Here is a 15152-nt window from a genome sequence, read left to right as displayed (position 1 = left end):
TCTGGATATTTGTAATTATTTAATAAAGTACGGGCGTACAAACTCGTATGCCGTAATTATAGTTTCGGGTGTACAATTATAACATAGTTGGTATTGTCAACCCTGTATTTTGTAATGGTGCCCGGATACCAATTAAGAAAATATTTCAATGGATTAAAATTACTCGGATTGAAATTAAGCTCATCTCTTGTTAAGGACGGGTTACATTTATTCTTTAATGCAACAGTTGACAATAGCTTATAAGTTTCAGCAGATTGATATGATTCGGTAGTAACTTCAATACGAGTCAGAATTTCAGCATTGGCAATAAATTGCATAGAGTCGTTGCTATGTGATGAATGACAATTAAGCATTACTTCATTAGTGAAAACTTGTGCTTTTGTCATTAAAGCTGTATTAATAGGGTTTATTGTTTGCGAAAAACCCGCAACAGTAAAGCCAATCATAAAAAAGGAAGTAATGAATGTTTTTTTCATTTCTTATTTGTTTGTTGAATAATTTTAATAATACCTCTGCCTGGCAAATATCAAGTTACCATTTACAAAGACATTTGGTTCCTTATAAAAGATGGGTATACTTTATCGGCTTATGACTTAATTGTGAATTGTCAATTATTTTTTAATTAAAATCCAATCGAACATCTAAAGTACAATATTTTGACATTTTATTCTCTTCCAATTTTCACTTCAGTTTTTCAAGTTATCAATCAAAGGATATTTTAACTTTTATTTACAATATTGATGTTTTTAATGACAAAAAATACGATAGTAAACTATAAAATATTATTGTATATTGCATTTGAATTGTACCAATAACCAAAAAAACATAACCAATGAAAAAAATTACATTATTGTCCGTAATGACTTTGTTAAGTTATTTTGTAAATGCTCAGCCATATTTAACACCCCTCAGTATCAATCCTGACATTTATCCAACTCCGGGTACTAACATTATTGCTAATTCTGCTTATAGTGTTACTGCCTTTTTTAATAATAGTGGTCCCGGTGAGTTTTGTGTTTCAGGATGGACAAATAGCGGCCTTTGCTGTTCCGGAAAAATAGTATGGCGTTTTTTATCTTCAACAATTAGTGCTCCCGCATCTCCTGCTGTTATATCACAGGGTGTAATTCCAATAAGCGGTGGAAATATCGAAGCCGTTTATTCATCAATAAACGGAGGCGATTATATCTGTACAGCGTACTATACAAATGGTGCTTTTGTATTTGAACGGTACAAGTGGAATGGTACTACATTTGTGCTTTACACCAGCGATACTTTATCTACCATGCCACACAAAGTAATAAATATGGATACCTATTTAGGTGCCCATATTGCAATTGTTTGGGATGAATATGATCCTTTAATGCCCATACCCGGTTATGTGATAAAGTGTATGCTTGTAAATGATTTGACGCAAACGCAGGTTATTACATTAAGTGGAACGGAGAATTATGCATATCCTGACGTCGCTTTGAGCAAAAGTAATGGTGGTTCCCCCGGTGGGCTTGAAGCGCATATCGTTTATCATGATTTTAATTCTACCGAAATTGTTGAAGCTTCTATTCCTTTCCTGACTGTTTTTGCTGCAAATCCGGCAAGCTATTCCCCGGTAGTAGAAGATGTAAATAATATCACCGGCACTACATTGTATAATTTTGCTACGATTGATTGTCCTCAGGTATGCACTTTTGCCCCTTCTGCGAGTTGGGCTTATACTTATTGTGATAATGAGGGACTAAAGGTACGCTTATCTGAACCCGTAACAAGTGTAGCTCCGATTACTAAGAACATCGTTAATGGTACTGATTTTCCAAATTTTGATGTTACGCCTTATGGAACTTTCTCTGAATCAACAATAGCTTATGATATAACCGGACAATCAATACATGTGGGAGGAAGAATTACGGGAACACCCGGATTAGAAGGATTATTTGCAGCAGAAATCAGTAGTGACGGGACCACGCTTGTAGGTCCCACGGCCCCTTACGATTATCAGTTAATTTCCCTCGATCCTGATTCTAAGAATTTACATTTTTCTAAAGATGACAAATATAGTTCCTATATGTATGCCGTCTATTCCGGAAATAACAATGAATCAACTCATTTGTTTCATCAATGGGGAGATGTAGCATTTAGAGGACATGGTACAACCGGCGTTGGTAACGTTACTGAAAATAAAGATCTAAAAATTACTTTTTCCCCTAACCCTTTTAAAAATTATTTGCATACAACAATACCCGCAGTTTTATTAAATAAAGATGTTGTAACTACATTGACAACAATAAATGGCAGAAGCCTTTATTCAGGAGTAATCAGAGGCAAACAATTTGAAACAGATTTACATGCTGTAGTTGCTGATTTACCTGCAGGAATGTATTTATTGACAACTTCGAATGCAGAACTAAATTATATTCAGAATCAAAAAATAATAAAGGTTGATTAGCGTTTGAAATCTGTTGAGAGAATTTGAATAAAGGAGAATACTCAACAGTAATATAAAAACCCATAAAATGCACAAGCCGTTTTTACTTGTGCATTTTATGGGTTTTTTAGACGAATCTGATTAAATGCTTTTGAAGCATTTGCTTTTTATTCCATTACCACTTCCTGTTCCACGCTCCATGCTTCGGCCTTTGCTGCAAACAATGCTTTGGTCAACTGCCAGGTGTCTTTAAAAAAATCGGAAAAACGATAATGATCCAGATCGCTTTCAGCGTTCCAATGACTATAAGTAAAGAATATATTGCTTTTCCCTGATTGGCGCCATAATTCCAGATGCTTACAACCTTCAAAATGACGAATCCGCTCTTTCCTTTCCTCAAATAATTGGAGGAAATCAGTCACTTTATCTTCCTGAAATTCCATCTTTACTATTCTCACAATCATAGAAACTCAATCTTTATGTGTTGGTAATAAATCATCTTGTCTTTGTGGAGTTTTAATCCCAGTAATTTGGAAGCGCTTCCCTGATTAACTGCAATTTCCAGAAACCCTGCACTGTTAAACAGGCAGACAGCCTTGCCCGGTTCGGTAACATCAGCATAATCAGTTCCGATTTTGTTCAGCACATCTCTTACAATGTGTATCTGAAAATTACGTCCCTGCCTTATCTGTTCAAATTTATCATTAGTAATGTTTACAATGACATTGCCGTAATAGTCGATATGAATTACCTGACATTCAATTGCATTCTCAGATTCTATGGCTGAAAATTGTGCGCCATTGGTTGCAGGTTGGTATGCTTCCAGATTTTTTAAATCGAATTGTGATTGCTCCAAATCTTTAATCAGTCTGGCAGCCAGTTGCATCCATTCTGTATAATTTTTTGCAAACGCATCGTATTTGTAAATGGCGTCCAATGTATCGTCAAAAGTCAATGGCAACAGGCCGTTGTCGGCTGAAATGATAAACTGATTATTTTTCCTTGCCAAAAGAACTTTAGCCGGATTTTCATGAAGAATATTGAATAAGGAAAGGTGTACAGTATAATCGGGAAAATTTGTGTAACCGCTTTTTAATAAATAGCTGCATTCCAGCAAATGATAAGGTTCTACATCATGGCTAAGGTCAATAATATTGGCATGCGGCATTTGCTGCAGTAAAATACCTTTTGTTACGGCAGCATAATTATCCTGATATCCAAAATCTGAAAGTAAAGTAATGATCATCTATAGTAGTAAATCCGTCTGTCTGTTCAAATAAATCAAAGCCATGAAAACAGAGTTGTTCATGGCTTTTGCACTTTATAAAACTATTCTTTTTCTTTTGCTTCGTAAATCTGGTCTTTAGGAACCACTCGCACCTTTTTCTTATCCTCCAAATCTCTGGTAACTGTTCCGTATGGAGCTACTACAACTACATCGCCTTTTTTGATCCCTGAAAGTATCTGTATATATTCATTATCCTGAATGCCTGTTTTTACATCCCGCATAAGCACTTGTTTGGTAGCGGCATTATAAACAAATACTACTTGTCTGATATCTGTAATTTCAGCGCCATCCGCATCTTTCTTTTTCTTTAGGGAATCGGGCCAGTCTCTTGTGGTAACCGCATTTATAGGAACTGCAAGAATGCCTGATTGTTTTTGAGTCTGGATTTCAACACCCGCGGTCATTCCGGGTTTGAAAGGAAACTTACCTTTACCCAATTGATTACGTACCATTGCATAGGATTCAGGAAGCATAAGAATATGAACCGTATAATTGGTAACCTGATCGGTTGAAATGGTTGCTGTCGTTGAATTTAACTGAACACTTGAAACGGAAATTTTAGAAACAACTCCTTTGAATTTCTGGCTGCGATAAGCATCTACCTCAATTAAAGTCGTATCGCCGATGTTTACTTTCGGAATATCCGTTTCGCTTACATCAACGCGTACTTCCATTTTGCCCAAATCGGCGATAGTCATTATTTGTGTGCCATCCATTTGAGCAGTACCCACAACACGTTCGCCTTTTTTTACCAGCAATTGTGAAATGATGCCAGAAGTCGGAGCAGTAATAATTGTACGCCTTAAATTTTCCCTTGCCTGCGAAACACTTGCCTGAGAACTGCTTACACCAAAGTTACCTGCCGTAACATTAGCGTTCATGGCTTCATAATTGGCTTTCGCAGAAAGGTAATCAGCTTCGGCTTGTTCGAATTCCATTTTACTGATGACCTTGTTTTTATACAGCTCTTTATTCCTTTCGTAGTTTGATTGTGTGCGGCTCATTTGAGCTTTTGCCTGTGCTACCATTTCCCTTGCATTATTCACACTCGCCCTGCTTTGATTCATAGAAGCTTCTGCCTGCTGCACTTCGGAACTGTAAATGCTTTGATTGATGCGTACCAATAGTTGCCCTTTTATTACCGAATCGCCTTCAAGTATGGGCAGCTCCACTATCTCGCCGCTTACATCGGGCTTTATCTTTACTTCTGTTTCAGGATAAATTTTTCCGCTCGCGCTCACGCTTTGAATAATGGTACGATCGCCAACTGTATCAACGGCCACCCGCAGGCTGTTGGTATCGCCAAAAACACCTGAATTTTTTAGGATTAATGCAAGTATTAATATGACTGCAATTATGATAATAACCCACCAAACTGTTTTCTTCTTCATAAATTAGATATTGCAATAAATGCCCGGCCAATAATAGGAATAAGGATTTAAACTTATTAAAATCAAATTTAGTAAATGATAACTTCATTCCATCATTCTTAACTCAAATGATTTTGCTTTTCGGCGAAGTGAGACTATTTCACTTCGCTGCCTGCGCCAACTGTAGTTTCCGGTGAAACAAATATAAGTTTACCATTTGCATCTTCTGCCATCAGAATCATACCCGCACTTTCAATCCCACGCATTTTTCTTGGAGCAAGATTAACTACAACAGTTACTTGTTTGCCAACTATATCCTCAGGTTGATAATGCAATGCAATCCCTGAAACAATAGTTCGTTTTTCAAAACCCAGATCAACTTCCAGTTTCAAAAGCTTATCGGCTTTCTGAACTTTTTCTGCCGACAAGATAGTTCCTGCACGCAATTCTATTTTTGCAAAATCATCAAACTCAATAATTGATTTTAGTTCGTGTGCTTTTGCTTCTTCAACTACTGTTTGAGGTTTAGGTTCGTTAGCCATTTGTTGTGCTTTGAATGCAATAGCTCTTTCTTCCAGTTTCTGACGCTGTTGTTCCACTTCTGTATCTTCTATTTTACGGAACAATAATTCCGGTGCACGTAAGGGATAACCTGTTTTCAATAAATCCATTCGACCACCATTTTCCCAATCCAGCATTTTATCTACCACTTTCAACATGTGGCAGATTTTCTTTGCTGTAAAAGGTAAAAAAGGATTAGAGTAAATAGCAAGATTTGCTGTCAATTGCAAACAGATGTGCAAACAGTTATCAATTTTCTTTTGGTTCTCTACCTGCAATTCAGGTGTTTTAGCCAATGACCACGGGGCTACTTCCTGCAAGTATTTATTGCCTTTACGTGCAATATCAATCACTTCGTATAAGGCATCGCGGAAACGGTATTGCTCGATGTTCTTTTCAATAGCCGCTTTAGAAGCCATGATTTCTTTGATTAATTCAATATCACGTTCTTCCTTTGCATCATCATGAAAAGCAGGTACTTTACCGCCGCACAGCTTATGCATCAAGACCATGCCGCGATTGATGAAATTACCAAAGATGGCAACCAATTCACTGTTGTTTCTATCCTGAAACTCCTTCCATGTAAAATCATTGTCTTTTGTTTCAGGAGCATTAGCACAAAGTGTGTAACGCAGTGCATCCTGCATGTCAGGGAATTCCTGCACATATTCATTAACCCAAACCGCCCAATTACGCGAAGTTGAAACTTTCTCGCCCTCAATATTCAGAAATTCATTGGCAGGCACATTCTCCGGTAACACAAAACCGCCATGAGCTTTCAGCATTGCAGGGAAAATAATGCAGTGGAAAACGATATTATCCTTACCGATGAAATGCACCAGTTTGGTATCTTCCTTCTTCCAGTATTCATCCCAGCTTTGAGGTAATAATTCTTTAGTTGCACTGATATAACCGATAGGCGCATCAAACCAGACGTATAATACTTTGCCATCCGCACCTTCAATAGGAACAGGTACGCCCCAGTCACTGTCACGTGTCATGGCACGAGGATGCAAGCCGCTGTCAATCCAGCTTTTGCATTGACCATATACATTGGGCTTCCATTCATCCTTCTTTCCATCCACAATCCATTCTTTCAGAAAGCCTTCATAATCATTCAATGGAAAGTACCAGTGTTTAGTAGCTTTTTTTACCAGAGGCGCATTGCTCAGGGCACTTCGGGGATTAATCAGTTCTTCCGGAGAAAGAGAAGTGCCGCATCTTTCGCATTGGTCACCATAAGCGTTTTCATTGCCACAATTAGGACAGGTACCTACAATGTAACGGTCAGCTAAAAACATGTTCTTTTCAGAATCGAAATATTGCTCGCTTTCTCTTTCCTCAAACAAACCATCATCATACATTTTCTTAAAAAATGCCTGGGAAGTCTGACGATGTGTTGCTGAAGAAGTGCGGGAATAAATATCAAACGAGATGCCCATTTGCGCAAAGCTGTCTTTGATTAAAGCATGATACTTGTCTACAACATCTTGCGGCGTAATACCTTCTTTCATTGCACGAATGGTAATAGGAACACCATGTTCATCACTTCCGCAAATAAATTTTACATCGCGTTTTTGTGCACGTTGGTAACGCACATAAATATCCGAAGGCAAATAGCAACCTGCCAGATGCCCTATATGTACAGGCCCGTTGGCATAAGGTAAAGCCGCCGTAACCAATATTCTTTTATAATCTGTAGCCATAATAATTTTCTGACCGCAAAAATCGTAATTAATTCGGTAGGAAGGAAGTTTTTGTTTCGTGGAGATGGAAATAATAGTCTGATAAAACAGTAGATGTAATGTTGTAATCTCGCCCCTACAGGGCGAAACCAATAGTGTGATTCATTTGCTACCAATATTTTGTTCCTACGGAACATTTTTTTGTATTCGTGTTTATATCCCATAGGGATGAATATTGGTAGCTACAGGGCGAAACCAATAGTATGATTCATTTGCTGTCAATATTTTATTCCTACAGAACATTTTTTTGTATTCGTGTTTATATCCCATAAGGATGAATATTGGTAGCTACTTATATCCCATAGGGATGAAATATTGGTAGAAAATAAGCAAATGTTCTTTGTTTTGCCCCGTAGGGGCAAGATTACCTACATGTATTAAAGCAAATCATGAAAAGTATATTTTTCATCAAAATCAATTTCAAATTTTGTGAGGAAATCAAGATACTCTTCTTTAAAGCTCATTTTCTTATGATGTAACTCCTGATTATTTATATAATGGATTACATTTTGAAGATGGGATTTGCTATATGAAAATGCACCATAACCTTCCTGCCACTCAAATTTTTCATTAAGTACTTTTCTGCTGTTTATCCATAAAGATGATCCGCCCTTTACTTCTTTCATCAAGTCTGATATGGATTGTGTTGGACGCATTCCAATAAAAATATGAATATGGTCAGGCATGCCGTTGATTGCTAAAAGTTTGTGATTATAATTTTGAACAATTCCCGAAATATATTTATACAGTTCTTCCTTGATTGCTTCCGTTATCTGAGCATTGCGAAATTTGACAGCGAATACGAATTGTATATGAATTTGAGTATAAGTATTAGCCATTTAAACGTTTTTACTATAGTTGTTAACTTTATTTCACCCTTTCTTTATTTGCATCCACAAATGCAGCCCAGCTATTTGATTTCTTTTTTGGCGCAGCCTTTGTAATATTGGCGTTATTCCCTTTTCCTGTAGTAAAATGATGGCATAAAGCCGCAGCAACGGCATCGGTTGCATCCAGGAAATCGGGATTTTCCTCAAATTTTAACTGATGCTGCAACATCTTCCATACTTGTTCTTTAGATGCATTCCCGTTGCCCGTAACCATTTGTTTGATTTTACGGGGAGCAAATTCAACCACTTGGCTGCCATGTGCCATTGCGGCAGCCATAGCTACCCCCTGTGCCCTGCCTAATTTCAGCATACTTTGTACATTCTTGCCAAAGAAAGGTGCTTCCAATGCCACCATTTCAGGTCTGTGAATTTGTACCAATGCGCTTACCCTTTCAAATATAAAATGCAATCTTTCGGAATGCTCTTTATATTTGGACAAATGCAGTACGCCCATTTCCACAAGCGAAAGATTACTTTTGTCCACAGAAATAATGCCGTAACCCATGGTTAGTGTGCCGGGGTCGATGCCGAGAATAGTTGTCAATTTTTTTAGAGATTAGATGTTAGATATCAGACATTAGACATCGGAATCAAAACATTTTATTATAGTGAACAAAACTACCAAAAAAATACTCCTCAATTATATTTTATCTCCATTGCTGATGGTGCTTCTCTTGTGGCTTATTTACAGGCAGGTTACGCAAAAGGATGATTTCGCTACGCAATGGGAAGGTTTTAAACAACATTTCAGTGAAGGGAATAAATGGTTGCTTATATTGGTGTTGCTTATGGCGCCGGTGAATTGGATGCTCGAGGCTGCAAAGTGGTATAAATTGTTGCTTAAAATTCAACCGGTCCGTTATTTCAAAGCATTGGCTTCTATTCTTACGGGCATAGCTTTTTCAATGGTTACACCCAATAAAATAGGCGATTTCGCCGGAAGAATATTGTATGTCGATGATAAAAATAAACTGCGGGCAGCAATTGCCACCCTTATCAGTAATTTATCCCAGACAATCGTTACTTATTCATTCGGTATTGCGGGGTTGATTTATTTCAATATTGCTTATCCGGGCACCTGGCAGAAACTAACATTGATTGCTGCATTGCTTTCTGCGGCCGTGTTATTGTTTGTTTATCTGAGAATTGATTTAATTGCAGATTGGGCAGACGGTAAAAAATGGCTCCGGAAAGTTATTGTCTCCATCCGTATCCTGAAGCGATATTCAAGGACAGATTTGCTGCAATTATTAGGTATTTCCTTTTGCAGGTTTTGTGTTTATAATGTTCAGTTCCTGATTCTGGCAAATGTCTTTGGAGCAGGCATACCATGGCTTGAAGGTATTTTAGTATCAGGTCTGATGTTTTGGATGATAACCGTTATTCCTTCTGTTTTTTTTGCCGATTTGGGTGTACGCGGTTATGTTGCCAACTTGCTTTTTACTTCTACCAATATTGCTGCAAGCGGATTGGCTATTTTGGCGGGAAGTTATATGATATGGTTGTTGAATCTGGTTTTGCCCGCAATAGTGGGTAGCATCTTGATGCTGACCATCCGGTTTGGCAAAAGCAAAGTGTAAGATGGAATGGGCTTATGAACCCCGCAGCATCTTCTCCATCTTTCTGCCCTTTGCTAATTCATCGACCAGCTTATCCAGATACCTTACCTGCTTTGTCAATGGATTTTCAATTTCCTCTATGCGATAGCCACAGATTAATCCTGTGATGAGTGGTGCATTAGGGTTTAAGGAAGCGCGTTCAAAAAAAGTTTCAAAAGTTACCTTTTCTTTTATGAGCTCCTGAAGCTTCTTGTTATCAAAGCCAGTCAGCCATTCTATAACCTGATGCAGTTCTTCAATGGTTCTGCCTTTTTTCTCCACTTTGGCAACGTACAAAGGATAGACAGAAGCAAAGATCATTTTTGCAATGCGCTGATTATGTGTGTCAGAAGTGTTCATGTTGCATTTTTGTTATTATAATTGTGTTTTTATAATAAAATAATAAAGAGTTCAGTCATTCTGCATAGGTATTAACTCGTGATTTACGGCCTCTACCTTACCTTTTCTTAGGTAGTACCTTACCTTTTCTTAGGTGATACCTTGCTTTTTCTTAGGTGATGCCTTACTTTTTCTTAGGTAGTACCTTACCTTTTCTTAGGTGATACCTTACCTTTTCTTATGTGGTACCTTACCTTTTCTTAGGTGATACCTTGCTTTTTCTTAGGTTATACCTTGCTTTTTCTTAGGTAGTACCTTACCTTTTCTTAGGTGATACCTTACCTTTTCTTATGTGGTACCTTACCTTTTCTTAGGTGATACCTTATCTTTTCTTAGGTGATACATTACCTTTTCTTAGGTGGTACCTTAGCTTTTCTTAGGTGATACCTTGCTTTTTCTTAGGTAGCACCTTACCTTTTCTTAGGTGGTACCTTGCTTTTTCTTAAGGTAGTACCTTTCTTTTTCTTAGGTAACCATATGCTCTTCAATGGAATAAGACCAAATCAACTAACTCTTTTGCTGTACCCGCACCTAAAGCTACACCCATGCCACCCATTCTGAAGGCACCGTAAATTTTATCAGAGAATGATTTAACAATAGGCCGTTTGTCTTCGCCGAATGCCATAATGCCCGACCATTGTTGTGCTATTTCAAAAGTATGATCAGGCAAAATCATTTCCTTTAATAAACGGATTAAATGAGATTGTATATTTTCATTCAATTCAATATCGGTAGTTCGCTCCCCTTCAAAATCAAGATTCCGGCCACCGCCCAACAATACCCGCCCATCAATTTCCCTGAAATAATAGTAGCCTTTATCAAAATGAAAAATGCCTTTGAAAGGTAATCCTGTGATGGGCTCTGTAACTAAAACCTGGCCACGGCCGGGTTGGAGGCTTATATCCGGTAGAAGTTGTTTGGAAAATGCGTTTGTACAAATAAAAAGCTTTTCACAGCTTAAGGGGAGCAGCGTTTTTCTGGTGTTATCTTTTACAAAAACAACTACTTTCTTTTCTTCTTCTTCAAATGCTTCTACTATAGCCCCTGTCTTGATCTCTATGCCGGACTTAATTGCATATTGTACTAATGCGCGCATCATTTTGCCGGTATGGATTTCACCTTCCATCGTATTTTCAATCATACTTTCCACCAGCGATGCATTGAATCCGAAAGGTTTTATTTTATTTGCAGTTACTTTAAAAGGTATAATTCCGGTTGCGTTTTCAATAAGTTCGTTGAGATATGAAAATCTTTCCAGTAAAGGCATTTCTGCTTTCGATATCAATTCATAACTGCCGTTTTCCTTGTAGCCGATAGCGGTATCGCCCAGTCGTTTTCTTAACAATTCCAGTCCTGCCTTCCGCTTCAGGAACAAGTCAACCATATCCTGTTCACTGACAGATGCCAGATCATCTGACAACTCCGTGAAACTGCCCATACAGGCAAAACCTGCATTGCGTGTGCTTGCGCCAAAAGGGAACAAACTTCTTTCCAAAACCAAAACCTGCGCATGTGGAAACCGTTCCTTTAATTCAATGGCAGTATGTAAGCCGACGATGCCGGAGCCGATAATGATATGGTCGTAATGCAGTAAAGATTGCTGTTCCCAGTAGCTTGACATTTTTCAATTGTTTTATTGCTGAACGGATAAATTGCTTTATTGTTGGCCGATAAATTACTGTGTCGTATTTCAACAATTGAACAATAAAACACTTTAACCATTCAATTTATTCCTCCAGATAATCCAGGTCTTTATTAAATGTTTCTTTCAGTTGACTTAATGCAAATAATGAAATAACAGTAACCAGAATCATAACTATATAGCATGCGTTAATGATGCCAAAATGTTTGTTGAAAAATTCGAATACAAACGTAATAGGGATTAAAGAACCTCTTACAAAATTGGGTGCGGTAGTAGTCACCGTTGCTCTGATATTTGTCCCGAATTGTTCGGAAGCAATCGTTACAAAAGTAGCCCAATAGCCAACGCCCAGTCCCATTACAAACGATATCCAGATAAAGGAATTTTCTGTAAGGCCTTTATAATTCAGATAGAAGATTACGGTTCCCAAAGACAATAAAAGGAAGACAAAAATGGTAAGCCGCCTTGATTTCGTTAACTGTGCAAATAAGCTTGCCAATAAATCGCCAACGGAAATACCGATGTAAGAATACATAATGCCAGCTCCCGCAGTCAATGTTTCTTTGGCGCCAATGGCTTTGCCTATCTCAGGTGATTGCGCAATTAGAATTCCGATAACATACCATAACGGAATGCCCACAAGAATACAATACAGGTATTTCAGGAATCGCTCTTTGCTATTGAAAATTAATTTAAAACCGCCACGAACCACACTGCTTTCCTTCACGTGTGTAAACATACCAGACTCGAAAGTGCCCATACGTAAGAGCAATAACAGAAAGCCCAATCCGCCACCCACAAAATAAGCAGTACGCCAATTATAATGTTTGGCTACAAGATTAGCAGCAACGGCTCCCAAAACACCTACCACGGCCACTACCATTGTTCCGTATCCGCGCTTATCTTTACTCATGGTTTCACTTACCAGAGTGATACCTGCGCCTAATTCTCCGGCAAGACCAATGCCCGCAATAAAGCGTATAATGGCATAAGAAGGTACATCCTGAACAAAACCATTTATAACATTGGCAATGGAATATAAAAGTATAGAGCCGAACAACACTTTTATCCTGCCGAACTTATCGCCGATAATGCCCCACAAGATTCCGCCGATCAACAAACCTGCCATCTGAATATTCATTACAAATTCGCCTGTCTCGCGTGTCCTTTCTGCCAAAACACCAATATCCGTAAGGCTCTTGACTCTTACAATGGCAAATAATAATAAGTCATAGATATCTACAAAGTAGCCGAGGGAAGCTACAATTACTAAGAGCCAAACATTTTTGCTGTTTGTATTTTCTGTTTGCATGCAATTGAAAAATTTGAGCCTGCATGATACAAAAAAAACCGCGTAGAATAAACTACACGGTTTTTGTCTGAACTATGATTTGTTTGATTTCCTGATTTATTATGATTTTTAATAAAAAAAGATTGGACAACTTTTCAAAAGTTGTCCAATCTATGCTGATATTTTTATAATCAAATTAATAATCGCTGTAATTGCCGGCTAATTCACCCAAAGCTTGTGCCAGTTGGGCATCGTTAGGAGCAATGCCATGCCATTCGTGTGTTCCTTCCATAAAGGAAACACCTGAACCCATTGCAGTATGTAACAAAATGCAGATTGGTTTGCCTTTTCCTGTCAAAGCTTTTGCTTCAGCCAGCGTGGCCAATATGCTTTCCATATCGTTACCTTGTTTTTGTTCTAAAACCGCCCAGCCAAAAGCTTCAAATTTAGCCCTCAAATCGCCAAGGCCCATTACCATTTCAGTAGGTCCGTCAATTTGCTGTCCGTTATAATCTACAGTTGCAATCAGGTTATCTACTTTATGATGTGCAGCAAACATAATAGCTTCCCAATTCTGACCTTCCTGTAATTCGCCATCGCCATGCAATGAATAAACAGTTCTGTCATCATTGTTTTGTTTTTTTGCCAAAGCTGCGCCAATCGCAACACTCATGCCTTGTCCTAAAGAACCTGAAGCGATACGGACACCTGGAAGATGTTCGTGCGTAGCCGGATGACCTTGCAAACGCGAATTCAGCATACGGAAAGTAGCCAGTTCTTCTACACGGAAATAACCGCTGCGAGCCAAAACACTGTACAATAATGGAGAAATATGTCCATTGGAAAGGAAGAATAAATCTTCGCCCACACCATCCATATTAAATGCTGGATCGTGCTTCATGACTTTGAAATAAAGCGCTGTAGCAAAATCGGCACAACCCAACGAACCACCGGGGTGGCCACTTTGAGAACCATGCACCATTCTTACGATATCGCGGCGCACCTGTGTGGCCATTTCCTTTAGCTGACTGATTTCCATTATTCTTTTTTGAAAATTTGTGCAAAAGTACAGAATAGCTTTGTAAAATTCATTCCAAATTTACCGGAATTACAAAACCATCTTTATTTAGAAGTTGTAATGTTGAAATTTTCGATAAAAAATAAAGAGCAACTTGTGTTGCTCTTTATTTTTATATTTTTTCAAAAAATTATTCAGCTTCTTTTTTCTTTTTAGGAGCCGCTTTTTTGGCAGGCTTTTCTTCACCGTCTTCGGAAACTGCTTTCTTTTTAGCTGCTGCTTTTTTTACAGGTTTCTCTTCACCATCTTCTTCTGCTGCTTTTTTAGCTGCTGCTTTCTTTTTAGGTTTTTCTTCAACTGATACTTCTTCAGCTACATTTGCTTCAGTTTCAACAGCATTTTCAGTATCACCTTCTTCAGCCTGATGTTGCAGGTAGTCGAAATTCAAAAGATCATTTGCTTTCAGAATTTCATACCATTTTAATACTTTTCTGATATCGCTGGTATAAACACGTTCTTCATCAAAATCAGGCAAAATAGTTTTGAAGTAAGCTTTGGTGGCTTTATCATCTTTCTTGCCGTTCAATACTGTAACGTGAGTATCATCTTGCTTGATTTTTTCCAAAACCTCGTGTAAACGTACATTATCGCCTGTTGTATAGATTTCAATACTTTCAAGCGGAGTAATGTTATGAATACGAGCGGAAACAAACTTGATATTTTTGTCTGTAAGGCTGCGTACAATAGCACCATCATTTTTAGTGCTCATCAACTGAAAAAGACCGCTTAGGCCGGTTACTGCTACGATTTGTCTGTATTCCATAATTATTAATGCTGCTCCTGAGAGGGTTTCAACTTTTAAGGGCGGCAAAAGTAAAGAAAAAAAATTATACAAAGCATTTAGACGAAAAAAGATAAAAATAAAGAC

14 protein-coding genes are annotated in these 15152 nt (G+C 38.0%); 2 read left to right on the top strand and 12 right to left on the bottom strand.

Annotated elements, in window-relative coordinates:
* Nucleotides 1–56: 56 nt before the first annotated feature.
* Nucleotides 57–476: a hypothetical protein gene (locus F0919_RS12270; RefSeq protein ID WP_150033063.1), complete on the bottom strand. Its 420-nt coding sequence runs from the start codon at nt 474–476 to the stop codon at nt 57–59.
* Between the two features lie 356 nt (nt 477–832).
* On the opposite strand from F0919_RS12270, the gene F0919_RS12265 reads away from it, so the two are divergent.
* Nucleotides 833–2443 carry a T9SS type A sorting domain-containing protein gene (locus F0919_RS12265; RefSeq protein ID WP_150033062.1) on the top strand — a complete coding sequence of 537 codons (1611 nt, stop codon included), beginning with the start codon at nt 833–835 and terminating at the stop codon, nt 2441–2443.
* 146 nt (nt 2444–2589) lie between these two features.
* Here the strand turns inward: F0919_RS12265 and F0919_RS12260 are convergent, their stop codons facing one another.
* From F0919_RS12260 to ruvC, 6 genes are all read right to left on the bottom strand, one after another.
* A complete protein-coding gene (locus tag F0919_RS12260) occupies nt 2590–2886 on the bottom strand; it encodes a putative quinol monooxygenase (protein ID WP_150033061.1) in 297 nt (98 codons plus the stop codon).
* Nucleotides 2883–3668, bottom strand: a complete 786-nt coding sequence (locus tag F0919_RS12255) for an SAM hydrolase/SAM-dependent halogenase family protein (protein WP_150033060.1) — start codon at nt 3666–3668, stop codon at nt 2883–2885. Before F0919_RS12255 ends, F0919_RS12260 begins: the two co-directional genes overlap by 4 nt.
* A gap of 83 nt (nt 3669–3751) precedes the next feature.
* Nucleotides 3752–5101 (bottom strand): efflux RND transporter periplasmic adaptor subunit, encoded by a 1350-nt coding sequence (locus tag F0919_RS12250; RefSeq protein ID WP_150033059.1) that lies wholly within the window; start codon nt 5099–5101, stop codon nt 3752–3754.
* Between the two features lie 134 nt (nt 5102–5235).
* Nucleotides 5236–7347 carry a methionine--tRNA ligase gene (metG, locus tag F0919_RS12245; RefSeq protein WP_150033058.1) on the bottom strand — a complete coding sequence of 704 codons (2112 nt, stop codon included), beginning with the start codon at nt 7345–7347 and terminating at the stop codon, nt 5236–5238.
* A gap of 416 nt (nt 7348–7763) precedes the next feature.
* Entirely contained in the window at nt 7764–8225 is a 462-nt protein-coding gene (gene tnpA, locus F0919_RS12240; protein ID WP_150033057.1) for an IS200/IS605 family transposase, read from the bottom strand.
* 28 nt (nt 8226–8253) lie between these two features.
* Complete coding sequence (gene ruvC / locus F0919_RS12235; protein WP_235903504.1) at nt 8254–8820, bottom strand: crossover junction endodeoxyribonuclease RuvC; 567 nt, start codon at nt 8818–8820, stop codon at nt 8254–8256.
* 64 nt (nt 8821–8884) lie between these two features.
* On the opposite strand from ruvC, the gene F0919_RS12230 reads away from it, so the two are divergent.
* Entirely contained in the window at nt 8885–9856 is a 972-nt protein-coding gene (locus F0919_RS12230) for a lysylphosphatidylglycerol synthase domain-containing protein (RefSeq protein ID WP_150033056.1), read from the top strand.
* A 12-nt stretch (nt 9857–9868) separates the two neighbouring features.
* Here the strand turns inward: F0919_RS12230 and F0919_RS12225 are convergent, their stop codons facing one another.
* The 5 genes from F0919_RS12225 to F0919_RS12205 form a co-directional block, all read right to left on the bottom strand.
* Nucleotides 9869–10234, bottom strand: coding sequence for a DUF2200 domain-containing protein (locus F0919_RS12225; RefSeq protein WP_150033055.1), 366 nt, complete (start codon nt 10232–10234; stop codon nt 9869–9871).
* A 523-nt stretch (nt 10235–10757) separates the two neighbouring features.
* Nucleotides 10758–11894: an NAD(P)/FAD-dependent oxidoreductase gene (locus tag F0919_RS12220; protein WP_150033054.1), complete on the bottom strand. Its 1137-nt coding sequence runs from the start codon at nt 11892–11894 to the stop codon at nt 10758–10760.
* Nucleotides 11895–12000: 106 nt separating this feature from the next.
* Nucleotides 12001–13227: an MFS transporter gene (locus F0919_RS12215; protein WP_150033053.1), complete on the bottom strand. Its 1227-nt coding sequence runs from the start codon at nt 13225–13227 to the stop codon at nt 12001–12003.
* A 175-nt stretch (nt 13228–13402) separates the two neighbouring features.
* Nucleotides 13403–14245 carry a transketolase gene (locus tag F0919_RS12210; RefSeq protein ID WP_150033052.1) on the bottom strand — a complete coding sequence of 281 codons (843 nt, stop codon included), beginning with the start codon at nt 14243–14245 and terminating at the stop codon, nt 13403–13405.
* 169 nt (nt 14246–14414) lie between these two features.
* Entirely contained in the window at nt 14415–15047 is a 633-nt protein-coding gene (locus F0919_RS12205; protein WP_150033051.1) for a DUF5606 family protein, read from the bottom strand.
* Between the last annotated feature and the right edge of the window lie 105 nt (nt 15048–15152).

It is taken from the genome of Taibaiella lutea (genome assembly GCF_008629695.1).
GTDB lineage: Bacteria > Bacteroidota > Bacteroidia > Chitinophagales > Chitinophagaceae > Taibaiella > Taibaiella lutea.
Note: the sequence above shows the minus strand (reverse complement) of the source record. Positions and strands in the feature narration are given on the sequence as shown.